We start from the raw sequence: 25204 nt of genomic DNA on the forward strand, positions 1-25204 counted from the left end.
TTTTATTGGGTAAGATTACAAAATTCAAAGATATAACCTTATATAATACCAAGAAGCAATGCGCTCAGCAACATTACGATTGATGATCCTATAGCCCATTTTAAAGTGAATTTCAGATGGTCCGAGAATTCCACACCTGCCAGTGAAACCAAAAGATAAGTAGAAGGAACCAAAGGACTTAATAAATGAGAAGCCTGTCCCACAAGGCTGGCACGTCCTAAAATATCAGGAGGAATATTCAGCTGGCTGCCGGTTGCTGTAATCACAGGCAATATTCCAAAATAATAGGCATCATTGGTAAGGAAAAAAGTAAGCGGTACACTGAATATTGCAGTGATGACGTTCAGATATCCACCCCATGTTTTAGGAACGATACTGATAATACTGTTTCCCATAGAATTCATAATTCCGGTACCATTCAGGATTCCTGTAAAAATTCCTGCTCCGAAGATCATTCCCGCTACAGATAACGCATTCCCTGCATGTTTTGAAATGATTTTCTGCTGGTCTTTCAGTTTCGGATAATTAATCAGGGAAGCTATACAAAAGGCAATCATAAAGGCAATTCCCAAAGGAATAATATCAAGAATCATTACGCAAAGCAGGACAATGGTAAGGATCAGATTGATAATAATAAGTTTGGGACGTCTTAATGCGGGATCATTTTCCCCGGCAATATCCTGTCCGCTGTATTTGGTATATTTTCCGTGCTTGCTTATTCTTTTTTTCTCCCGTACACCCAAAATATAGGCGACAAAAAATACCCAGATCAGCCCGATCACCATTACCGGGATCATAGGAACGAATATTTCTGTGTGGCCCAGTTTAAGGGAACTCATCACTCTTGCAGTAGGTCCTCCCCATGGTAAAATATTCATAATACCGCCTGCAAGCATGATAATACAGGTCAGAACCAAAGGGTTCATCCCTTGTTTTTTATAAAGTGGGAGTAATGCAGCCACTACAATAATGTAAGTGGAAGAGCCATCGCCGTCTAATGAAACTAAAGTGGTGAGAAGGGCAGTTCCGATGGTTGTTTTTACAGGATTATCTCCTACAGCCTTTAATATGGCATTGACAAGGGGCTCGAAAAGCCCTGTATCAATCATCAGACTGAAATACAGGATGGCAAAAATCAGCATAACTCCCGTAAGTGCTATTTCTTTTACTCCGTCTTTCATCATTTTTCCGAGGTCAGGTCCAAATCCTGCAACTACAGCTATAAGAACCGGAACTAGAACTAAGGCGGTAAGTGGAGTCATCTTTTTGTTCATGATGAGAACCATGAAGATGAAAATCATTAAAAAGCCAAGAAGGGTCAGCATAGTTTTGTGTAAATATTAATGAGGTTATTATTGTTTCTTTTTTCTCCAGTCAAAATTGTTTCTGAATCCTACGAATCCATAATTACTTGTTTTTTTGGTTTCCAGCTGATTGATAAAGGCTAGCTCCAAAGCAGAATTTTTTCCTAGTTTTATTCCAAGACCTGCCGTAATACGATTGCTGTCGAAGGGTTCTAGCTTATCAACATTCATTCTTATTTCATTTTTAAGAATACCATAAAGCTTTTCTTTTTCTCCTTTTTTATTGAAAGGAATTCTGACAGAGATCAGATACCGGATTCTTACTTCAAATTCATCAGGATTACTGATAAAACGTTCTTCCACTCTCAGACGGTTGGAGATTGACGTTCTTCCAATGTAATAATCAGCGGTTACCTGCTGGAAAGGTCTTTTTTCATATCTTATCTTTTTAGAATCATCAGCATTATAAGATTCAAGGATTAAAAACATAGCTCCTGCAGCAGGTTTTATATTTTCCACCACTTCATAATCTACATAGGCATTCACGAGAAAAAGCCTTGTGTCATAGGCAAGATCAAAAGAACGGTATTGAGTAAGTGCGGTTAAAGTACTTTTATCCGTAAGCTTTGCCGACATCAGGTATTGAAACCACATATTATAGTTGTCTTTACTCTGACTGTGTAAAAGGCTATTTACCATGCAAAATGATAAAATAAGCATTAATTGTATATTAAGTTTCATGTAATATTTGATTAATATTGCGGTTTCTCAAATATATTTATTCGACAGAGCGGGACTGGATTTTTTCAATCAATGACAGTTTTTCTCAACGAACTGCATTTTGAGACAAAAAGATATTATATTTGATGCGTTTCAAAATAAGGTATGGACTATGTTTTTAATCATTAATTTTATTATTATATTATTGATTATCAGAATTTTATTTAGTGGTAAGATTCTGGAAAGTCTTATGAAGTACCGTTGGAAATTTTTGTTGAGGTTTCAGCATGTTTTTTTCTTTTTTATCTTCATTTTGATGACTTATTTCACCGAAAACTACTTCCTGGATTCAACTCAGTTGGTAATAAGCATTATTTTGAATACAATTTTTAATGTGGGAATTTATTATCTGGTGTACTATTATCTTGTTCCCCGGTTTTATTTATCCAATAAGTATCCGGAGTTTATCCTTTATGCTTTAATCTGTTTTTTGGTGTCCAGTCTTTTCAGAATTCTGTGGGAGCCGGCAGTTTTTCAGATAGATTTCAGTGAAAAAAGTTACCATGTTGGGTTCCTGTATAATGTGTACATCTCGCAGGGAATAATAATTCTGGTCGGTTCTTTTTTGGGAATTACCAAAGACAAATTTTTAATTGAGCAGGATGTAATCAGCCTTGGAGAAGAGAAAGACCAGCTTTATCTTGATTTGCTGAAGTCTAAACTGAATCCTCATTTTTTGTTGAATACTCTTAATAATATATACGCGAACAGTTTTACCCATTCAGAGAAAACGTCGGATTCTATTTTGCAGTTGAGTAGGCTTCTGAAGTATATTATTTATGACAGTGGAAAGGAAAAAGTAACGGTTTCCCAGGAATTTTCTTCACTGAAAGCTCTTGCAGCTTTATACCAGCTTAAATATAATAACCAGCTTGATATTGTAATGGATATTGAAGATCAGGAAGAATTTGACATTGCTGAAATCCCGTCTGCTATACTTCTTACTTTATTTGAAAATGCATTAAAGCACTCAGCAATAGGAGAGGATGCTCATGGTTTTATAAAATTATTCTGTAATATTGAGCGCTTTGAACTGTATTTTGAAATTATAAATTCTGTAGGGAAAGATAGAAATCATGCGGCTGAATCTAATTATCACGGATTGGGTAATGAAGCAATTATTCATATATTGGAAAAATTTTATCCTGATCAGTATGAATTTTATTCCGGACCGAAAGAAAATGATCAATATAAAATTGCTTTAACAATTACTATCAATGGCTAACCTGACTATCGTTAATGTAGATGATGAATATCCTGCATTGCAGCTTGTAAAACAATATTGCGATCAGCTTGAAGATGTTGAACTGCTGGCTTCATTTCAGAAACCGGAAGAGGCGCTGGCATTCCTGAAAGCAAATAAAGTGGATCTGGTTGTTTTCGATATCAATATGCCTGGAATCAATGGAGTAGAACTCTTGCAGCAGCTTCCCGATCCGCCGTTATGTATTTTTCTTACGCTGGAAACAAAATACGCGGTGAAAGCCTTTGAACTGGATGTTGTTCATTATCTCATAAAACCTGTAGACTTTGATACTTTCAAAAAAGCGGTTAATAAAGCAAGAGATTTTGTTCAGTTTAAAAGCTCTGCTAATAACCAGCAGCAGGAAGACTATATTATGTTCAAATCCAATTACGTGATGAATAAAGTTTTTCTTAAAGATATTCTATGGATACAGGGATTCGGGGAATATATTGTACTGATGACCCCATTGAAAAAATATATGATTTTGGAGAGAATGTCAAATTTTGAAGAGAAATTTCAGCATTTCGGGTTTATCAGAATTCATAAGTCTTATATCGTTTTGTCGGATCATATCAATTCTTATAATTCCGGTCATGTTTTTTTGAAAAACGGAGAAGAACTTCCACTTGGGCGAACTTATAAAAAGAACGTAAAAGCACATTTAAGCTAAAAAATAAAAGCCGGAATTTTCCGGCTTTCAAAAATTGTTATCTGATGGCTGAACTATGGGCAATATTGTCCCGGTCCGATCCACAGGATACATTGTCCTTTGTAATTGTATTCACAGCAAATGCGCCCTGCAGCTCCGCCATTGATAGATTTCTGAGCATCTCTGCTTAATAATTTAGCGTTTTTCATAGTTAATAATATTTTGATTTGTACGCTCCTGAGAATTTAAAGTCAATCAGGATTTTGACATTTGGTGTAAAAGAAGTGGATCAAAGATACTATTTTTCCTTATTATGGGATATATTTTATTGCTGTTTTTTTTAAATAAAATTTTGATTATCAGGTTGTAAAGATGATGGAGGGTATAAACAGGGAAAGCCGGAAACCTCCGGCTTTATTCTAAATTGTTGATGATTGAACTATGGGCAATTCTGTCCCGGTCCGATCCATAAAGTACATTTTCCGTTGTCGTCGCGTTCGCAGCATACAAGTCTGGCAGCAATTCCGCCATTGATCATTTTCTGAGCATCTCTGCTTAGTAATTTGGCATTTTTCATAAGTAATATTTTGTTTTTTTGATCCTGAACATTTATTGTCAATCAGGTTTTTGACATTTGGTGTTTATGGTCATTCAAATATAAGACTTTTTAAGTCAGGTTGTTATATTTTTTGTAGACGGAAATAAGATATTGGTATCTGATTTTCAGTGATTTATTGAATTATTTCTAAAGACATTTTTTTTCCTGCCATGTCCATATCCTGCTTTACAATTTTCCTTGTGGCGGGATCAATATAATAGGTCACTATGGTTAATTGGTTGCTGATATCATCATTTGTTTTCACTACCCAGACAGGCTTTCCTTTATATTCTGACTTTTGAGTATCCAGAATGTAAGCTTTCATCATCCCTTTTTTCTCAGATTTGGGGTTATAATCGAAAATAGAAATCTCGGCAGTAAAATGTTCTTTCAAAGGAAGATATCTGATCAGTTGGGCATAGCTGCTGCTGTCGAAATAATGACTTGCAGTAATTTCGATTATATCTTTTTTCTGAGATTTCTTATCCAGATAATATCCGGTGACCTTATCCTTTTCAGACTTGAGAACCATGTCTCTCATTGAATTGTAAGAAGAGTGGTAGACTGGGCTGAAATTGGAAGTTTTGACAAGAGTAGAATCCGTCCATTGAGCATCCGGAGCCTGTTTCATTTTTACCGTTGTTTTAATAAGAAGATCTGCTTTGTTCAGTTTTTTGATCTCAGTAATAATGCTTCCTATTTCTGTTTTTGTGCCTGCATTTTCAGCAGTCCATATTGCTTCAGAAATTTCATCCTGAATGAGTTTTGAATTGATTCCTGAATTTTCGGGAGTAAGTAATTTCTGGGAAAAAAAATTAGCACTACTTAGTATTAAAAGGAAAAGAATAGTTCTCATGATCTTTTTAATAATAAGTAGTGCTGTATTTGTTAAAAGTTACAACATTTTGATTTTTAACTCTTTCCTGCAGCCTGCATTGGATTCACCTTTCCGGTGGAGCCTCCTCTTACAGAACCTGCTTCCTGTTTTTGTTTAAAGAGCTGGAATTTTGAAGTTTCAGTACCAGATCCGGAACTAGTCCATAAGTTATTGGTTGTATCAATATCAGCAGTTTCTCTCATCGGATCAAGCTGAATAGATTTTACTTTCTTATCAAAATAATACGTCTTGGAAACTTTTTGCTCATTCAGTCTCCAGATCTGTGCTGCGGATTTATCATACAATTTTGAGCCGTCTTCAAAAGTAAATTCAAGGATAATAGGCATTACCAGCCCGCCCTTGTTAACAAAATCGATCTGATAACCGGTAATATTTTTGAATTTCTCTTTATCCTTCGCGTCTAAAGGAAGGCTAGCATCAGTTTTGATGGTGTATTCCTTATTATTATCTACTTTTTCCTGGCCTCTGTCATATTTATAATAGAAATCCTGGGCAGCTTTGTCTGTCTCTACATAGAATTTGATATTCTTGTCTTCTCTGTTTCTGATTTTTGAAAGATCTTCAAAACTGTTTACCAAAGGTTTTTCAACCTGATATTTCACTTCAGCCGCTGCTTTTGGATCTGTTTCAAGATTAGGAACAGCAACCGTTACTTTATCAATTGCAATATCCACAGGATCTGTACCGTAGAACCATCCTCTCCAGAACCAGTCAAGATCTTCACCACTGGCATCTTCCATGGTACGGAATAAATCTGCAGGTTCAGGATGTTTAAAGGCCCATCTTTTAGCATAAGTTTTAAAAGCTTTGTCGAAAAGCTCTCTTCCCATGATCGTTTCACGAAGAATATTCAATCCTGTAGCAGGCTTTGAATACGCATTCGGACCATACTGAACAATATTTTCAGAGTTGCTCATAATAGGTTCCAGCTGATCTTTCGGAAGTTTCATGTAATCTACGATGGTCCATGCCGGTCCTCTTTTGGAAGGGAATTTATTATCCCATTTTTCTTCTGTAAGATATTCTGTAAACGTGTTCAGACCTTCATCCATCCATGCCCACTGTCTCTCATCAGAGTTGATGATCATCGGGAAAAAGTTGTGTCCAACTTCATGAATAATTACTCCAAGCATTCCGTTTTTGGTTCCTTCGGAATACGTTCCGTCTTTTTCAGTTCTTCCAAAATTGAAACAGATCATCGGATATTCCATACCGTTTGCTGCTTCTACAGATTGTGCTACAGGATATGGATAAGGGATGGTAAATTCTGAATAGGTCTTAATGGTATGGGCAACCGCTTTTGTGGAAAACTTTCTGTAAAGACCATAAGATTCTTTCGGGTAGAAACTCATCGCCATTACTTTATTATTGTTTTCAGGAATTGTTACACGCATTCCGTCCCAGACAAATTTTCTCGAAGAAGTCCATGCAAAATCACGAACATCCTTCGCTTCAAAAACCCATGTTTTTCTTTGTTTTGAATGATTTTTCTCTGCTTTTTTAGCTTCATCCAAAGTTACAATTTCAATAGGTTCAGATGCATTTTCAGCTTTTCTGTATCTTGATAACTGATCAGATGTCAAAACCTGATCATAATTTTTACATTCTCCGGTTCCTCCTACAATATGATCCGCAGGAACATTCACGGATACTTTAAAATCTCCAAAAACCAATGCAAATTCACCTCTTCCGGTAAACTGATGGTTCTGCCAGCCCTGGAAGTCACTGTAGACACACATTCTCGGATACCATTGGGTTATCGTATAAAGATCATTGCCGTCTTCAGGGAAATTTTCATAACCGCCGCGGCCTCCCATCTTCATTCTGTTGGAGATATTGTAGTTCCAGTCTACTTTGAAAACAAATTTTTCACCCTTTTTCAAAACCTTAGGAAGATCAATACGCATCATGGTTTTGTTGACAGTATACTTCAAAGCATTACCTGCAGCATCTGTCACTTTTTCAAGACTCACGCCATAGCCATTATCTTTTATCGGAAGTTCAGTAGTCTTAAGCTGTTGGTCGGTCGTTGAAGGGCGAAGAACCGATGAAGTATCATACCCGGCATTTCTGATGCTTGAATGCTCATTTTCATCAAGCTGCAGCCAGATATAATCCAGATCATCAGGAGAATTGTTGTAGTAAGTTACCGTTTCAGAACCTTTCAGATTTCTTTTGTCCTCATCCAGATACGCGGTAATGTTATAGTCCGCTCTGTTTTGCCAGTATCCGTGTCCCGGGGCTCCGGAAGCCGTTCTGTAAATGTTGGGTGTTGGTAGAATTGTTCCCAGCTGCTCAAACTTGTTGCCATGGTTGCTGCCCGGGTTATTCTGAATATTTTGTGCGGTGAAACCTGTATATGCAAATACAGAAAGTGAAAGTATAACAACTTTTAGTTTCATAACCGAAATGATTTATTAATGATCAAAGATAGTAATAAGCTCTTGAAATAATGAAAATATTTAACTTTTAAAAAGGAATTCTTTCCAAAGTCATTTTTAAGGATAAAGCAAACACCCCGGAAGAAACAAAGAGTATCCAGTCTTTTTTATTCACTTTAAAAAGATTGAGTGAAATAAACAGGATGATTAAGATTGCAGCAACAATTACAATCTGGCCAAGCTCCAAACCAATATTGAATCCCAGCAGGGGTAAAGCAATACTTTGGCTTTTCGCAATCATTACTCTTGCTGTGTTGGCGAACCCCATTCCATGTACCAGACCAAAGATCAGAGCAAGATAGTAATTGGCCCGCATCAGGGTCTGCTTTTGATTTTTCATAATGATATTATCCAATGATGTCAGGACAATCGTCAGGGGAATTAAAAACTCAACCCAGTCAGACGGAACCCTGAAGACGTCAAGGATACTTAAAGCTAATGTAATGGAATGCCCGATGGTAAATGCAGTTACAAGGATCAGTATTTTCTTCCATTCACTGTAAGAATAAACAGCAATCAAAGCCAAAACAAATAATTGATGATCCAATGCATCCAAAGAAATAATATGTTCCCATCCAAGGTTTAAATAAAAAAGAAAATCCTGCATTTTGGTTGAAAAATTTTATATTTTAAATATTTTGTTAAAATGTTGTTAATTTTATTATTTGATTTAATTTTTACGCTTATTGTTTGTTAATTATTGGTATTATTTATATTTTTAATAAATATTGTATAATTGTATTGCTTAAAAATGAAATATGGATATTAAAAAATTATTTTTTACAAAAGTAAGCATTTCACACGGAGGATCGAAGCTTCTGAGAAATGCAGCAGCAGCCTTTTTAGGATTGTATTCTTATGCCTTTTACGGGCAGGTACAGAAACTGGACTCCCGCTTTGATGTTTTATTGAAAAATAAAGAGAATATAGCCAATGGAAGAGCGGTGAAAGATCTGGAACGCCCGGATATGAAACTTGATCAGCATCTGGTGGTGACTTCAAAAGGAGCACAAACAATGTATTCATGTATTATTTATACCAAAGAACCGGAAAAACTGAAAGCAGATGGTTTTATTATTCAGAGCGCGCTGCCAACTTTTTCCACAGCTTTGGTTACCATTGAAGATATTGAAAGACTTGTGCAGCTTCCCTATGTAACGTCTGTAATGGGACCCGAATTTGATGAGCTTCATAATGATGTGAGCAGAGCCCAGTCCGGAGCAAGTCTTTTGCAGGATGGAGTTTTTAATAATACTTCTTATAACGGTACCGGTGTTTTGGTTGGAATTTATGACAGTGGGATAGACTGGAAGCATCCGGATTTCAGAAAAGCTGATGACCAGACCAAAAGTAGAATTGTTTCCATCTGGGATCAGACATTAACGGCACAATCTGGTGAGACAACTCCTACAGGGTTTTCAACAGGTGTGGAATATACAAGAGCACAGATTGAAGATGAACTGGATGGGACACCTACAGGCTTCGTTCGCGAAAATGATACCAACGGACATGGAACCCATGTTTCGGGTACTGCTGCCGGAAATGGTGCCGCTTTTACAGATAAGAGGCACAAAGGATTTTCATCCGATGCAGATATCGTATTTGTAAAAGGAGGGAATGGCTCTTTTCCTACAACAAATACCATTAATGCCTTAACCTATTTCAAAAATGTAGCTACGGCACTTAATAAACCTATCGTTGTCAATATGAGTATTGGTGGTCAGGGAACTGCTCATGACGGAACTTCCAGTCATGAAGTGGCGGTTAATAATTTTACGACTTCAGGAACTGGTAGAGTTGTGGTTATTTCTGCCGGAAATGATTACGGAGCTAATCTTCACAGAAAAGTGGATATTGCGGCTGGTGCTGCACAGACGTACAGTTTTACAGTAGCAAGCAATACCTCTGCTGCTTCAGTATTTTCATTCATTATGTATGCCAATGATAATACTGCTGTTACAGCAAAACTGACTACTCCCGATGGACAGCAATATACTCAGAATATAAGCACAACCACGGCTCACACTATATTGGGAGGTGGTCTTACAGCAACGATGTATAATTATTGGGGAAATGATAACAATAAAAGATATGTACAGTTAGTTGTAACCAGAACTTCAGGAGCTACTGATGTTCAGGGAAATTATACATTAGAAATTACCAATAACGGAGCACAGCAGATAACCACCCACGGCTGGCTGTATAGCCAGGGAGTACAAACTACGTTGCAAAACGGAGATAATGAATATATTGTAGGATCTCCGGGGAATGCTTCCAATGCCATTACAGTAGCTTCATATATGGGAAGAGCCAGTTGGTATAGTGGAACAAGTGGTTATTTTACACTTACTCCACAGGAATCTATCTCTTCATTTAGTTCACAGGGACCAAGAGTAGATGGTGTTCAGAAACCGGATATTGCAGGTTCAGGTCAGAATGTTATTTCATCAAGATCCAGTAATTCTGCTCCGGCTGCAACAGATATTATTGCAGGAACTAATTATTATGTGAAAAACCAGGGAACAAGTATGTCTTCACCAGGAGTAGCAGGAGCTGTTGGATTATTGCTTCAGGCTAATCCTTCGTTAACAGCAGCACAGGTGAAAACACGTCTTACTGCTAATGCCAGAATGGATGGAGCAACAGGAACCGTTCCAAACATGAGGTGGGGATATGGTAAACTGGACATTTATAAAGCTGTTACTGATGAATTAGGATGTGTAAAATCTAATTTTGAGACTGTAGGGTATGATGAACCTTATATTATTGCTAATACAGAATCTAATTATTACTTTGATAATATTGCTCTGGCAGTAAGATATACACCAACGTTAACAGGGAAATTGGGAGGTTTTTCATTTTTAACAGGGACTTCACTCCCTTCAGATATTCCGGTTGATATTCAAATCAGAAAAGTGAATGCCAGTGGAAATCCAGGAGATATTATTGCAACCAAAACCATTACTTCATGGCTTAATAGTTCTCAAAGATTTACCTGGAACTATGTGAATCTTTCCGATTTAAATGTACAAATGATAACCGGAAAAGAATTTTATATTGTCGTAAATGGATTAGGGGGGAGAATTGCGATGAAAGCTGAGAACGCAGTAGTAAATAACAGATCTAAGACTTCTACTGACGGCACTACATGGACTTCAAGAACTTTTGATCTTAAAATGAGAGCTGTAGTCTATGAAAATATTGCTGAAGTAAAGAATTTAGCAACGTCTAATCAAATGAAAGCAAGTACAGTGGCCAATGGTTATAACTATTTTACAAACGCCTGCCAGCTGATTTCAAGAGTGGAAAAAGAAACCGCAAGTACTGTAGCAGGAAATACAACATCAAAAGTATGGGTGGATAATGCACAGCCAAACTATGTGGCAAGAAGATATGAAATAAATCCTGACACGAATGCAGCCACAGCAACCGGAAAAGTAACTTTATACTTTAAACAGGGTGATTTCGATGCTTATAACTTGACCAGTGGAGTGAAATTACCTACTTCACCTGCAGATGTTGCCAATAAAGCTAACCTTATTATTGAAAAATATACAGGAACCAGTACTACTGGTACAGTCGCATCTTTTGGAGGGACAGCTTCGGTTATTACTCCCGAAATTGCTGATATTATCTGGAATGATACCTATCAATACTGGGAAGTGAGCTTCCAGACGACAGGTTTTGGCGGATATTTTGTTAAAACAGGGACAACATTAGGAACAGCCGATGTTAAGTTGAACCCGGAAGTGAATATCACTCCAAATCCTGCGAAAGATTTTGTGGATGTAGCATTAGGCAGACATTCTAAAGCAGCAGTAACGATCTATGATGTTTCAGGAAAACTTATTAAAACGGTAAATGTGGATACCCATTCCGGTAAAATTGATGTTTCAGAACTGGTAAGAGGAACTTATCTGTTCACCATTATATTGGATGATAACACAAAAATTACGAAAAAAGTAATTAAACAATAAATCTTCATCAATCAATTATTATCAGAAGCAGCCGTTTTTATAACTGCTGCTTTTTTTATATTTGCTGTAAAAATAGAATTCATGTCAGGTAAGCTTTTTTTTGGATTTTTTTTATTTGTAACCCTGGTATTTCAGAGTTTTACGGATGGTGAAGCCTTTCATCCCTATCATGTAGGCTCTGTAGAAATTAATTATAATTCAAAATCCAGAACATTTGAAGTGACAGGGAGATTTTTCCTTGATGATATGGAAAATGGATTGGGAAAAAAATATGGAGGAGCTTTTCATTTTAATGATGAAAAATACAGAGCAAAACTGAATGACGCATTACAGAAATATTGCTCGGAATATTTCAAATTAAAAGCAGACAACAAATTTTTGAAAGTAAACTATATTGGCTATGAAGAAGACCAGGAATCTGTAGATATATTTCTCGAGTCTGAACCTGTAGCCGCACCTAAAAAAGTGGAAACTGCTGTAAGTTTTCTGTACAATCTTTTTGATGATCAGATCAATATTGTTCATATCATTGTCAATGGGCAAAGAAACAGTGAAAAGCTTACCTATCCTAACCGCTATCTTTATAAGCAGTTTTAAGAATATTAATTTTCTAGTTGCAGCAATGTATTGATTCCTTTCGCATGAGCGAGCAGGTCAGGAAAAAAATCATCATAACATTGCTGAAGATGATCTTTATTTTTTAAAAAAGCTTCAAAAACAGGAATGTCTTTATCCAGATATTTTGCTTTATTGAGCACATTCTGAATACTGAATTTAATTCCCCAGTCTTCACGGTAATTATAAAGCCAGTCGTCGTGCTCCATTTTGACAAGCATTTTTTTGAAATTTTCCGGCAGCCATTGTTCATGGGCATTCAAAACGCTGTACACTTTAAGAGAGTGGGCCTTCCATTCCGCCAAAGAATTCAGAGAAAGGTCTCTGGCCACAAAGTGATCCATAGAAACATCTACAAATGCACCAGCATACAGTCTTACCAAAGGAGCAAATACTTTTTTAGCTTCATGAATGGCGGGATGGGAGTCAGTATAAGTATCAATAGCTCTATGCAGGGTGATTCCATCCTGAATATCTTTCGGGAAAGAAAAACGATCTCTGTTACGGATAAAATCTTCGAGAAATTGACCCACGATCTGTCCGTCGGTAAAAGAAAGAAAAGAATGCGCCAGATAATTCATAATTTAAAGGTATGAATTAAATGTGAGTTTTTGATATAGTGAATAGTGAATCCGCTTCGCTCGTGAATTTTTTATCAACCTCCCAATTGACCATTGACTTGCACAGCAAGATTGACCATTCACAATTTTATCAATAGTGAATCCGCTTCGCTCGTGAATTTTTGATTCACATCCCAATTGACCATTGACTTGCGAAGCAAAATTGACCATTCACAATTTTATCAATAGTGAATCCGCTTCGCTTGTGAATTTTTATTCACGTTCCAATTGACTATTGACTTGCGTAGCAAAATTGACCATTCACATTAAAAAAGCCTCTCATGAAAATCCTCAATCTTACTCACTTCTTCGATCTTTATGCCAAACTTTCTCTTCGGAATTTTATTAAGATTGGAAACAAATATTTTTTCATAACCCAGTTTTTCAGCCTCAGTAATTCTTTGTTCCACCTGTGCTACAGGACGTATTTCACCACTTAATCCGATTTCTCCGGCAAAACAGTAATGTTCTGAGATCGCAATATCCTCATTGGATGAAAGAACAGAAGCTACCACTGCCAGATCCAGTGCAGGATCATCTGTTTTTATTCCTCCGGTAATATTCAGGAAAACGTCTTTAGCTCCAAGCTGGAAACCTGCTCTTTTTTCCAGTACAGCCAAAAGCATATTCAATCTTTTGGAATCAAAACCGGTAGAACTTCTTTGAGGAGTACCATAAACGGCAGTACTTACCAATGCCTGGATCTCCAGAAGCATAGGCCGGTTTCCTTCCAGTGTTACGGCAACGGAGTTCCCGGAAAGTTCTTCAAATTTCTTTGTAATCAGTATTTCAGAAGGATTTTTAATTTCTTTCAATCCCTGAGAAACCATTTCATAGATGCCAATTTCTGAAGTAGATCCAAAACGGTTTTTATTGGCTCTCAGCAATCTGAAAAGGTGATTCCGGTCTCCATCAAAATTCAAAACCACATCCACCATATGTTCCAGTACCTTTGGTCCGGCAATCTGACCATCTTTGGTGATGTGCCCTACAAGAAATACAGGAGTATTATTTTCTTTGGCATATTTGATGATCTCATTGGAGCATTCGCGGATTTGGGAAACGGTTCCCGGTGAACTCTCTATCAGTTGAGACTGCAGGGTTTGAATGGAATCAATGATCATAAAATCAGGTTCCAGTTTTTTTGCCTCATGAAGGATTTTTTCCAATGATGTTTCAGTGAAAAGAAAGCAGTTTGGATTTTGAATATCCGTAAGCCTGTCTGCTCTCATCTTGATCTGAGAGGCACTTTCTTCCCCCGAAACATAGAAGATTTTTTTCTTCATTTTCAAAGCAAGCTGAAGCAGAAGAGTAGACTTTCCGATTCCCGGTTCACCACCAATCAAAGTAACGGAACCTAAAACAATTCCGCCTCCTAAAACGCGGTTCAATTCATCAGAAGGAGTTTTTATTCTTGGCTCTTCACTCGTTACCACTTCAACAATGTTGATTACATGTTGTTTGGTTTTTGAGAAAGGAGGAGTTTTATGAGAAGGTTTTTCAACCACTTCTTCCACCAGAGTGTTCCATTCTCCACAATTTTTACATTGTCCGAGCCATTGTGGATATTGAGTTCCGCAGTTTTGACAGAAATATGCTGTTTTCAGTTTTGCCATACTGCGAAGTTATAAAAAAGCATTTTTCTTTCAGAATCTAAATGGATTTAATATTAAAAACTAATCCATCCACAGTAGAAATATCTTTCATATCTTAGCTTTGTTCAATTAAATAGTAATGTAAAATATAATTACAATGAAAAAAGTATTTTTATCTTTCGTATTTGCGCTTTTAAGTATTGTGGCATTTGCACAAGGTACCTGGCAAGTAGACCACATGCATTCTTCTGTCAACTTCAATATTAAGCATATGGGAATTAGCTTTGTACAGGGAAGGTTTGATAAATTTGACGGTAGAATGGCTAGCAGCGGTGCTAATCTGGATAATGCCGATTTAAACTTTTCTATAAGTGTTTCTAGCATTAACACCGGAGTGGACATGAGAGACAGACATCTTATAAGCGAAGAGTTTTTCGATGTTGCCAAATATCCTACTATTGAATTTAAAAGTTCTTCCGTTACAAAAGATAAAAACAACAATTATATTGTAAAAGGGAAACTGACGATGAAAGGAGTGGAAAAAGAAATCAGTGCTCCGGTTACATTCGGTGGAATTACAAAGAATAAAGAAGGAAAAGAAATAATGGGAATTCAGACAAAATTTACAGTAAACCGTTTGGATTACGGAATCAAGTATGATCCTACAGGAGCTGGAATTGCGAAAGATGTTGAAGTAACAGCTTACTTTGAATTGGTTAAACAGTAACATTGTAAAACATAAAATTGAAAAGGTTTTCCATATTAAGTGGAAAACCTTTTTAGTTAATAGACGGAAATCATGTTGGCTATAGCTTTGTTTCATTTGCATATATCAAATTCAGATAAAAATTTTTATCAGGTTTTATGACTGTTTGAAGGATGTTTTATCATTTTCAAAATGTAAAAAATTGCTTTGTATCTCTTTTTCCCATAACTTTGCACAAACCTAATCTAATGAGTAAAAAGAATACAAAGTACATCTTTGTGACAGGAGGTGTAACTTCATCTTTGGGAAAGGGAATCGTTTCTGCTTCTCTGGGACTTCTACTAAAATCACGCGGCTTTAATGTAACGATCCAAAAATTAGATCCTTATATCAATATCGACCCAGGAACTTTGAATCCTTATGAGCACGGAGAGTGTTATGTAACTGAAGATGGTGCGGAGACGGATCTGGATTTAGGCCACTACGAGCGTTACCTTGATGCTCCTACATCCCAAAACAACAACGTTACTACAGGAAAAATTTACCAGACTGTAATTGAAAAAGAAAGAAAAGGAGATTTCCTTGGAAAAACAGTTCAGGTAATTCCTCATATTACTAACGAAATCAAACGTAGAATTAAAATCCTTTCAAAACAGAACTACGATATCATCATCACTGAGATCGGAGGAACTGTAGGGGATATCGAATCTTTACCATACATTGAGACTGTTCGTCAGTTGAAATGGGAATTGGGAGAAAGTAATTCTATGGTGATTCACCTTACTTTACTGCCTTATCTGGCTTCAAGTGGAGAATTAAAAACAAAACCATCCCAGCACTCCGTTCGTCAGTTGATGGAAAGCGGAATTATGGCGGATGTTTTAGTTTGCAGAACGGAGCATAAAATTCCTAAAGATCAAAGAGCAAAACTGGCTCAATTCTGTAACGTTGCTTTAGAAAACGTTATTGAGTGTAAGGATCTGGAAACCATCTATGAAGTTCCAATGTATCTTCAGAAACAAAATTTTGATGATGTGGTATTGAAAGAGCTGGATCTGAAAAGTGATAAAACAGCTGATCTTAAAGACTGGAAAAATTTCCTTAAGAAATTCCAGAACCCTAAGAAAACAGTTGAGATTGCATTAGTTGGAAAATATGTTTCCCTTCAGGATTCCTATATTTCCATTGCTGAAGCTTTCAAACATGCAGGAGCTGACCTTGAAACCGAAGTAAAAGTAAGATGGGTATACAGTGGAGATATCACAGAAGAGAATATTAAAGATACGCTGAAAGGAGTGAATGGTATCCTTGTAGCTCCAGGTTTCGGAGACAGAGGGATTGAAGGAAAAGTTCTTACTGCAAAATATGCAAGAGAAAATAAAATTCCAATGTTGGGAATCTGTTTAGGAATGCAGATTATGACGGTTGAATTTGCAAGAAATGTTTTAGGACACACCAAAGCAAACTCAATGGAATTTGATACCGCAACCCCGGATCCTGTGATTTCTTTAATGGAAGAACAGAAAAATGTAGTAGATAAAGGAGGAACGATGCGTCTTGGAGCATGGAAGTGTTCTTTGAAAAATGGTTCTAGACTATTTGATATCTATGGAAGCAAGAATATTTCTGAAAGACACCGTCACCGTTATGAATTCAACAGTGATTATCTTCAGGAATTTGAGAAAAATGGTTTCCTTGCTACAGGTACAAATCCTGAAACAGGCTTGGTAGAAGCACTTGAACTACCTGATCATCCATTCTATGTGGGAGTTCAGTATCATCCGGAATATAAGAGTACGGTAGCAACACCGCACCCTTTATTCAGAGCTTTCATTAAGGCTTGCGAAAAGAAATAAGGTAATATTTTATCATAATCGTCTATACATAAACTCAAGCTGAGAATAATCAGCTTGAGTTTATTATATAGTAACATCGTAAAGCATAGAGTTTTGATAAAAAAACAGTATTTTTGTCAGCTCAAAATTATGTACGTTACAGGTACATCCTAAGTTTAAAATTTTAATATAAAATAAAATGCAACAAAACAACGGAATCGATAAGAAACAAATGATTAGTTTCGCGGTTTTATGCCTGGTTCTCTTCGGCTTTATGTTCTATTTCCAGAACAAACAAGCGAAAGAAGAGGAGTTAAAAGCTCAGCAGCAGAAAACAGAACAGGTAAAAAATGCCGTGAAGCAAACTCAGGCAAACAATATCAATCCAAATGTAACTCCTAGCTCAATCCAGACCGCAAGTCTTGGTAATAATGAATTAAAACTTGAGTTTTCAAGCTTAGGAGGACAGGTTTCCAAAGTAGAGCTTTTAAAGTATAAAGCTTACAACCACAAAACAGACAATGCAGATCAGCCACTTTATCTGATCAATAAAAATAACTCAAACTACGGTTTTCAGTTTAAAGATAAAACGGGAAAGGTTATCAATACTAAAGATTTAGTTTTCTCACCTACTGTTAATGGAAATGCTGTAACCTTAACTGCAGATTATAATGGTGCTGTAATTCAATTCATTTACACACTACTTCCAAAATACACCCTTGATTTTAAAGTAAGAACTCAAGGGCTTTCCAAAATTACTTCAGACAATAAAGCTGATTTCATCTGGGATTATAATGTGAGAAATTTAGAAAAGGGTAGAGCTCAAGAGCAGTCTCACTCAGAATTTTCTTATGCTTTCAATAATTATAAAGACTATGATTATGATGGAAGAACTACAATGGAAGAAGAGAAGGAAACTCTTAACTGGATTGGGGTAAAGCAGCAGTTTTTCTCTTCAGTGCTTGAAGCTAAAAATGGATTTACCCAAAGTAAAGGAAATCAGGAAAATGTTGAAGAAGGGGAGTATTTAAAGAAATTCAACTACGAAGGTTTTGTTCAGATGACCGGAAGTGAGCTGAATCAGGATTTTACATGGTATTTCATGCCATTAGACCTGCCATTACTTAAATCTTATGATAAGAACTTTGATGAAATTCTTCCGTTAGGTTGGTCATTTATCGGAGCAATGAACCGTTACTTCTTCATGTGGCTGTATAGTATTATTGCCGCTTGGGGGCTATCAGCAGGTTGGGTTATTTTTGTAATGACAATTATTGTTAAGTTGATCCTGTCGCCAATTATGTATAAGCAGCATAAATTGAGTGCTATGATGAAGGTGATTCGTCCGGAAATTGATGAAGCAAATGCTAAATTTAAAGATGCTGATCCAATGAAGAAACAGCAGGCTACGATGGAGATCTATAGAAAAGCAGGAGTGAATCAGATGGCGGGATGTTTACCGGCGTTAGTTCAGATTCCTATCTTCTATGCTTTGTTTCGTTTCTTCCCGAACTTTATTGATCTTAGAGGGCAAGGGTTCTGGTTTGCAAAAGACTTAACAGCTTATGATGATTTGATCAAGCTTCCATTTAAAGTTCCTTTCCTTGGAGATCACTTAAGTATTTTTGCGTTGGCTTGTACTGTTGTTATTTTGATATATACTGTAATGACTTCAGGGAATATGCAGCAGCCTCAACAGGAAGGAATGCCAAATATGAAGGTATTAATGTACATCTTCCCAATTACATTCCTATTCTTCCTTAATACTTCAGCTTCAGGTCTTTCTTGGTATTATTTTGTATCGAATGCTATTAACATCTTAATTATCCTTGTGATTAAATATGTGATTCTGGATGAAAAGAAAATCCACGCTCAGATTCAATCTAATAAGGAAAAACCGAAAGCAGAAGGTAAGTTCCAGAAGAGAATGAGAGAAATGATGGAGAAAGCTCAGGAACAGCAAAAAACTCAGGAGCAGCAAAGAAATAAGAAAAAATAATTCTTTAATTACATTATAAAAAAAGAGAAGCAAAAAATAATTGCTTCTCTTTTTTTTATTTGAATTTTATTTAGAATGATTTCAAATTTTCAATCTTGGCATGAGAATTTAATAATTGAAAATGAGTTGTTTCAATCATATTTTAGTCTGAAAGATTGTCTGTGATGTGAGGTCGGGCCATGCTTTATAAGGGCTTCCTGGTGTTTTTTTGTTGCATAGCCGAAATTGGTGTTCCATCCATATTCCGGATGTTCTTCATGGAGTTGAATCATTAATTTATCCCTATAATTTTTGGCAAGAATAGAGGCTGCAGCAATAGACAAAACCTTGGAATCTCCCTTAATAATGCATTGGTGAGGAATATAATTATAGGGATGGAATTTGTTGCCATCTACCAAAATAAGTTCCGGTCTTATTGTTAGTTTATCTAGTGCACGGTGCATGGCATGAATGCTTGCGTTAAGAATATTATGCTCATCAATAAACGAAGGCGGAAGCTCTGCTATGGCATAGTTTTTTACATTGTCTTTGATGTAGCTATCCAGTTCCATGCGGGTTTTGAATGTTAATTTTTTTGAATCATTAACAAGATTTTGTTTGAAATCATCATCTAAAATTACGGCAGCGGCTACCACCGGACCACTTAAACATCCTCTTCCTACTTCATCACATCCAGCTTCGATGTAAAGGTTCGACCAGTTTTTTATTAGCTCCATATTTATCTAAATAATAGATACAAAATTAAAAAAACAAATATATTAATCTATTTTTTGAGTGAATGATTTTATCAAAATTAACGTGTTATTATGGTAAGTTTTTTTTGTCTGGGTTTTTAAATAGCTTGAATTAGCACTTTTTCCTAAAATATGTGTTTTTTTTGATAATAATGCTTTTGTATTGAGATGTTCGTACTTTTTCTATTTTTTTAAGATAGAAAATAATATAGATTGTATTGGTGATATTTTGATGTTTCCCACTTTTCTTTGATTTATTTAGTTATTTCTTTGATTTGATTTATTGTTTGTTCTGTATTTTTGTTGGTTTTGTATGAAAATTATTAATTAACAGTATTGTTATTTTTTTTAAAATAATGTCGATTTATTGGTTGTTAATATTTGTTAAAAAATATTTTTTTAACAAATATTAATATTTAATTCAATGTTTTTTTTATCAATAATTTAAATTATTGTAATTTTTTAAGAAAATCCTTTGTGTTTTTAAGAAAGTTTTACAAATTTGTAGCCTGTAAAAAATAATTGAATTAACATGAAGAAATTAACAACTAGTGTACTTATTGTAGCACTTTCTTCGTCTTTTTTTATTGTGAGCGCTCAACAAAGAGAGGCGGACACAATAAAAACAAAGACTATTGAAGAAGTTGTAGTTACTGGTGCCTTAGGTATTAAGAAAAAGGCTGATGCCGTTACCAATGCACAGCAAGTAGTAGGTACTAAGGAATTGAATCAAGCTTCTGCTCCAAATGCTGTTCAAGCTTTGACGGGTAAGGTATCTGGGTTGCAGATTACACAAACGGATAATAGTGTAGGAGCATCAAGTAGAATTGTAATCAGAGGAAATAAATCAATCTCAGGAGGAAATGAAGCTCTGGTTGTAATTGATAATGTTATTTCTTCTGCATCTGTTCTAGCTCAGTTGCCACCTGAAGTTATTGAAAACGTAAACGTAATCAAAGGTCTTCAAGGTGCTGCACTTTATGGGCAGCAAGGGGTAAATGGAGTTATTATTGTAACGACTAAAAAGGGTGCGAAAAGTGAGAAAATGCAATTTACTCTTACTTCTTCAATTCAGATGACACAAGCATTTAAATTTCCTATCATACAAAAGCAATACGGTAAAGGGTATCCTCACGAACCTGCTTTTAGTGGTGGAGATGTGGACTATAATGGAACAACTTATGTTCCTTTTGAAAATATGTCCTGGGGCCCTGCTTACAATGACCCAAATATTGGTGGGCAGATGGTTCCATCGGGCTTACCACAGGCTGATGGCAAATTTATTTATGAAAAATATGCTCCTATAAACAATCATTTCTCTAAGTTTTTCAAAAATGGTTTGATCCTTCAGAATGGACTTACTGTTAACTCTGGTGGAAGTGATTCTTATGCAATGTTATCCATTAACAGATTAGAGAATGACTTTGTTGTTGAAGGAGATCAGCTAAGACAAAATAGTTTCTTGGTTAAAGCAGGAAAAAAGCTAGATAAGTTAAGAATTGACGGTACGATCAACTATATTAGCAAGATTACTAATCAATCTAGTTCTGATTTATATAGTGATATCCTTCAAATGCCTTCAATGAATGATATTAGAAAATATAGATATTCTGGTGTTCAAGGAGGGCTTTCTGCTTTTACGAAGAATCCATATTATCAGCTTGAACATACAAGACAAAATACGGTTAATGATTATCTATCCGGAATTTTATCTTTACAATATGATTTTAATAAAAATATCAATTTAACATATACTGGAAACTTATATTTAAATAATTCCAGATCTGATAATCATGATGATGGTTTCAAAGCTACTCAGGTTTACACAGGAAGTGGACTTGTTTTAGATGATGGAACATTGCAAGATTATACGGGCAACTCTAACTTTGATTCATACTACATCAACCGTACTGTAAGTACAAGAAGTTACTATGGAGATTTAATGTTAAACTTTAATTATGATCTTACGAATGATATTAATTTGAAGTTAAACATTGGTAATAATATTCAAGATAGTTATAGAACTGCCAGATCAATGGGGGGGACTAATTTGGTAGTTCCAGGATGGTATGATATCAGAAACGTTACTAACCTTATTCAGCCAGGGAACTCAACAGGAGCTTCAGCGTTGGATAACATTCTTTTTGAGAATACTACAACAAGACAGAGAACCATTGCTGGATTTGCGAACTTAGATCTATCATATAAAGATTACTTATTCTTGAACTCTACTTTCAGAATTGAGCAAAGTTCTGTGTTATCTACTTATTATAACGGACAAGTTCATAATAAAACTTATCCTTATTACTCTGTAGGGGTTTCGTTTATTCCTACAAAAGCTTTTGAAGCTCTGAAGGGTAATGATATCATCAATTATATTAAAATTGCACCAGGATATACTAAAGTTGGAAATACATCCGCTATTTTACCTTATGAAACGTCTAACGTAGGTATAGCTCCTTCAGGGTATCCTTTCCCTAATCTTCCTGGCTACGGAGTAGATGCTACACAAACTAATAGAACAATTAAGCCTGAATTTATTTCTACCTATGACTTAAATGTTCAGTTAGGTTTCCTAAATGATCGTATTACATTAGAAGGGTCTATCTATCAGTCAGATACTAAAGATTTGATTACTAATGCAAACGTTTCAAATGCTTCTGGAATAAGCAACTTGAAAGACAATTTTGGTAAAACCAGAATGAGAGGGTTTGAAATTGATTTAGGGCTTACTCCGTTTAAATCTCAAAACTTTACTTGGAATGTAAGAGCTTCTTTTGCTAAATCAAGATCTACAGTAATTGACTTACCAAACGGATTAGATGAGGTAGCCCTTGCGGTGCCTTTCCAAACTGTTGGGATTGGAGTCTTTGCAATAAAAGGATCAGATCTGCAGGTTATTAAAGCAACAACCTTTCAAAGAGATGATCAAGGAAGAATTATTGTAGGAGCTGATGGTGTTCCTTTGCAAAATACTACATTAAGCAGTATGGGAAGAGTAACTCCAGACTATACGCTTGGATTTAATACATCTCTTAAGTTTAAAGGGTTTACACTTTCTGCTACAATGGATTACCGTAAGGGAGGTAAATTTGCTTCACTTAGTAAAAGTATCTTGACGTTTGCCGGAGCAAGTGAAGAAACTGCCGGATTTGACAGAAGTAAAGGATATGTAATTCCTAACTCAGTTCAAATGGTAAACGGACAATATGTTCAAAATATTACCCCTGTTGGAGGAACAGCAGATTATGATGGTGTGGCTGGTTATTTCAGTTCACAATCTTTACAAAGATTGGGTGAGCCGATGGTACTAGATGCTACTGCATTTAAAGTAAGAGAAATTGCTTTATCTTATGACGTTCCAAAATCAGTATTATCATCAACTTTTGTAACTGGGATTACTGTAGGTTTATTTGCTAGAAATCCATTCTTTGTATATTCAAAAGAAAATAGAAACTATGCAGATCCTGAAACTTCTTATACTAGTGGGAATGGTGCTGGAATCGCTCTAGCTGAACAGTATCCTTCTCAAAGATCTTTTGGAATTAACTTAAAAGCTACATTCTAAAATTTAAAAAAATTATGAAAAATATAAAAATAACGACAGCGGTTTTATCTTTAACCATGTTATTTGCTTCTGTGTCATGTGATAAATATCTTGACATTAATGAAGATCCTAATAATATTTCAATTGATAAAGTTACTCCGAATGAATTGCTTCCTGTTGGTATCACATCAACATATGCAAAGCAATCTCAAACGTTAAATAGATTTGCGAGTGTTGTAATGAACTCAACTGCGGGGAATTCATTGGTATATGGTGCTCCATTTATTGATGATTATAAACCCAATGTTTCTAATACATTTTATAATGATGTTTGGGATAGTCTTTTCAGAGGAATAGCTAATTTTGAAAAAATTATTACTTTTAATGATCCTGGTAATCAGTATGCTCAGCATAAGGCTATGGCTAAAATTATGAAGGCAAACTATATTCAGGTCTTAACTGACTTGTACGGCGATATGCCTTACTCTGAAGCTTTTAAAGGACAAGATAATTTGACTCCTAAATATGATAAAGGTGAAAACATCTATAAAGCATCTATTGCAGATATAGATGATGCTATTAAGTCATTAGAATCTGGTGTGGGGAATACTCCAAGTAGTGATATTGTTTTTAGAGGAGATACTAATAAATGGATAGCCTTTGGTAATACGTTGAAATTAAGATATCTTTTAAGAATGTCCAATGTAACAGGGGATATGGCTGCTTATAGAGATCAACAATTAACAAAACTTAGTGGAGCAGACTTTATTGATGAAGATGTTTTAGAAAATCCTGGATATTCAGCTGCTAATGATGCGCAGCAGAACCCGTTTACGAATTTCTATGTATATCTTAGTTCTGGAACTAGAGCAGCAAACTATTCTATTAATGTTGCTTCTGAGCATATGGCAATCGTTTTAAATGGTAATTCAGGAGGAGATACTAGGCCAGTATATCAAAAGTTTAATGGAATTGTAGATGGAAGGAGTGCAAGAATGTTTAGTCTTGTAGGAGGAAAAGTTTCTGGTATCAGACAAGGGAACTTACCTGGCCAACCAGGAGTACCTGCTGCTATTTCTAGATTTAGTTATGGTATTACAATTGGTAAGGATTCTCCTAAAACATTGCCAACCGGTGCTGTAGATACTCAGGATTATGTTTCTAAAGCATCATCAAAATCTGGTTGTATTATGAGTAGAGCAGAATCGAAATTCTTACAAGCAGAAGCTGCTTTAAGATATCCAGGCTTATTCTCTAATGCAGCAGGTAATTTCACAGCTGCTATTACTGCGTCTTATAGCTACTTTGGAGCAAGTGGTTCTGCTGCTTATCTTGCAGCTGTACAAAATGTTGCTGGTCTAGGTTGGACAGGAACTGATGCAAATAAGTTAGAAGCAATTATGACTCAGAAATGGATCGCTTTAACAGGTGTTAATCCAGAGCAATCTTTCTTTGATTATACGAGAACAGGTTTCCCTGTAACGCCGTTAGCTACAATAGCGTCGAACCCAAAACCAAACAGACTGATTTATCCTCTTTCTGAATATATTGGTAATGCTAGTAATGTACCTGCTATTAGTAATGCGGATGTGTTTAGTAAAAATCAATATACCCCTTTCTGGGCAAGAAATTAATTTTGTAATTTCAAATTTCAATATAT

At 35.8% G+C, this 25204-nt stretch carries 19 protein-coding genes; 9 read left to right on the forward strand and 10 right to left on the reverse strand.

Going from position 1 to position 25204, the window contains the following annotated elements:
- Positions 1-38: 38 nt before the first annotated feature.
- Positions 39-1325, reverse strand: a complete 1287-nt coding sequence (locus SFA27_RS03220) for a CitMHS family transporter (RefSeq protein WP_047379142.1) — start codon at positions 1323-1325, stop codon at positions 39-41.
- 27 nt (positions 1326-1352) lie between these two features.
- Positions 1353-2045: a DUF2490 domain-containing protein gene (locus SFA27_RS03225; protein WP_264516947.1), complete on the reverse strand. Its 693-nt coding sequence runs from the start codon at positions 2043-2045 to the stop codon at positions 1353-1355.
- A gap of 355 nt (positions 2046-2400) precedes the next feature.
- Here SFA27_RS03225 and SFA27_RS03230 point away from each other — a divergent pair, with 355 nt between their 5' ends.
- Together SFA27_RS03230 and SFA27_RS03235 are read left to right on the forward strand one after the other, a co-directional pair.
- Positions 2401-3309 carry a sensor histidine kinase gene (locus SFA27_RS03230; RefSeq protein WP_407296266.1) on the forward strand — a complete coding sequence of 303 codons (909 nt, stop codon included), beginning with the start codon at positions 2401-2403 and terminating at the stop codon, positions 3307-3309.
- The gene (locus SFA27_RS03235) at positions 3302-4000 is read left to right on the forward strand and encodes a LytTR family DNA-binding domain-containing protein (RefSeq protein WP_264516949.1); all 699 of its coding nucleotides are present in this window, start codon (positions 3302-3304) and stop codon (positions 3998-4000) included. The genes SFA27_RS03230 and SFA27_RS03235 overlap by 8 nt, the downstream gene beginning before the upstream one ends.
- A 53-nt stretch (positions 4001-4053) precedes the next feature.
- On the opposite strand, the gene SFA27_RS03240 is transcribed toward SFA27_RS03235, so the two are convergent.
- The 5 genes from SFA27_RS03240 to SFA27_RS03260 all read right to left on the reverse strand — a co-directional run bounded on the left by SFA27_RS03240 (position 4054) and on the right by SFA27_RS03260 (position 8523).
- Positions 4054-4188 carry a hypothetical protein gene (locus SFA27_RS03240; RefSeq protein WP_255812661.1) on the reverse strand — a complete coding sequence of 45 codons (135 nt, stop codon included), beginning with the start codon at positions 4186-4188 and terminating at the stop codon, positions 4054-4056.
- 230 nt (positions 4189-4418) lie between these two features.
- Positions 4419-4556, reverse strand: coding sequence for a hypothetical protein (locus tag SFA27_RS03245; protein ID WP_185097869.1), 138 nt, complete (start codon positions 4554-4556; stop codon positions 4419-4421).
- A 154-nt stretch (positions 4557-4710) separates the two neighbouring features.
- Entirely contained in the window at positions 4711-5433 is a 723-nt protein-coding gene (locus SFA27_RS03250; protein WP_407296268.1) for a hypothetical protein, read from the reverse strand.
- Between the two features lie 56 nt (positions 5434-5489).
- The gene (locus tag SFA27_RS03255) at positions 5490-7877 is read right to left on the reverse strand and encodes a M1 family metallopeptidase (protein ID WP_407296271.1); all 2388 of its coding nucleotides are present in this window, start codon (positions 7875-7877) and stop codon (positions 5490-5492) included.
- A gap of 67 nt (positions 7878-7944) precedes the next feature.
- Positions 7945-8523 carry a HupE/UreJ family protein gene (locus SFA27_RS03260; RefSeq protein ID WP_047379132.1) on the reverse strand — a complete coding sequence of 193 codons (579 nt, stop codon included), beginning with the start codon at positions 8521-8523 and terminating at the stop codon, positions 7945-7947.
- Positions 8524-8674: 151 nt separating this feature from the next.
- On the opposite strand from SFA27_RS03260, the gene SFA27_RS03265 reads away from it, so the two are divergent.
- Both SFA27_RS03265 and SFA27_RS03270 read left to right on the forward strand, forming a co-directional pair.
- Positions 8675-11893, forward strand: a complete 3219-nt coding sequence (locus tag SFA27_RS03265) for a S8 family peptidase (protein WP_407296273.1) — start codon at positions 8675-8677, stop codon at positions 11891-11893.
- Positions 11894-11974: 81 nt separating this feature from the next.
- Entirely contained in the window at positions 11975-12490 is a 516-nt protein-coding gene (locus SFA27_RS03270; protein WP_047379128.1) for a DUF6702 family protein, read from the forward strand.
- Between the two features lie 5 nt (positions 12491-12495).
- Here the strand turns inward: SFA27_RS03270 and SFA27_RS03275 are convergent, their stop codons facing one another.
- Together SFA27_RS03275 and radA are read right to left on the reverse strand one after the other, a co-directional pair.
- The gene (locus tag SFA27_RS03275; RefSeq protein WP_407296276.1) at positions 12496-13089 is read right to left on the reverse strand and encodes an ACP phosphodiesterase; all 594 of its coding nucleotides are present in this window, start codon (positions 13087-13089) and stop codon (positions 12496-12498) included.
- Between the two features lie 305 nt (positions 13090-13394).
- Positions 13395-14744, reverse strand: a complete 1350-nt coding sequence (gene radA, locus SFA27_RS03280) for a DNA repair protein RadA (protein ID WP_047379126.1) — start codon at positions 14742-14744, stop codon at positions 13395-13397.
- A gap of 136 nt (positions 14745-14880) precedes the next feature.
- Between radA and SFA27_RS03285 the strand changes: the two genes are divergently transcribed.
- The 3 genes from SFA27_RS03285 to yidC all read left to right on the forward strand — a co-directional run bounded on the left by SFA27_RS03285 (position 14881) and on the right by yidC (position 19263).
- Entirely contained in the window at positions 14881-15450 is a 570-nt protein-coding gene (locus tag SFA27_RS03285; RefSeq protein WP_264516954.1) for a YceI family protein, read from the forward strand.
- A 227-nt stretch (positions 15451-15677) separates the two neighbouring features.
- Positions 15678-17285: a CTP synthase gene (locus tag SFA27_RS03290; RefSeq protein ID WP_047379124.1), complete on the forward strand. Its 1608-nt coding sequence runs from the start codon at positions 15678-15680 to the stop codon at positions 17283-17285.
- A gap of 178 nt (positions 17286-17463) precedes the next feature.
- Positions 17464-19263, forward strand: coding sequence for a membrane protein insertase YidC (gene yidC, locus SFA27_RS03295; RefSeq protein ID WP_264516955.1), 1800 nt, complete (start codon positions 17464-17466; stop codon positions 19261-19263).
- Between the two features lie 131 nt (positions 19264-19394).
- Here yidC and SFA27_RS03300 read toward each other — a convergent pair whose 3' ends face one another.
- Positions 19395-19979 (reverse strand): ribonuclease HII, encoded by a 585-nt coding sequence (locus SFA27_RS03300; protein WP_407296280.1) that lies wholly within the window; start codon positions 19977-19979, stop codon positions 19395-19397.
- 550 nt (positions 19980-20529) lie between these two features.
- Between SFA27_RS03300 and SFA27_RS03305 the strand changes: the two genes are divergently transcribed.
- Together SFA27_RS03305 and SFA27_RS03310 are read left to right on the forward strand one after the other, a co-directional pair.
- Entirely contained in the window at positions 20530-23565 is a 3036-nt protein-coding gene (locus tag SFA27_RS03305; protein ID WP_264516957.1) for a SusC/RagA family TonB-linked outer membrane protein, read from the forward strand.
- Positions 23566-23579: 14 nt separating this feature from the next.
- Entirely contained in the window at positions 23580-25178 is a 1599-nt protein-coding gene (locus tag SFA27_RS03310) for a SusD/RagB family nutrient-binding outer membrane lipoprotein (protein WP_264516958.1), read from the forward strand.
- Positions 25179-25204: the final 26 nt, after the last annotated feature.

This window comes from Chryseobacterium sp. HR92 (assembly GCF_045689405.1).
GTDB lineage: Bacteria > Bacteroidota > Bacteroidia > Flavobacteriales > Weeksellaceae > Chryseobacterium > Chryseobacterium viscerum_A.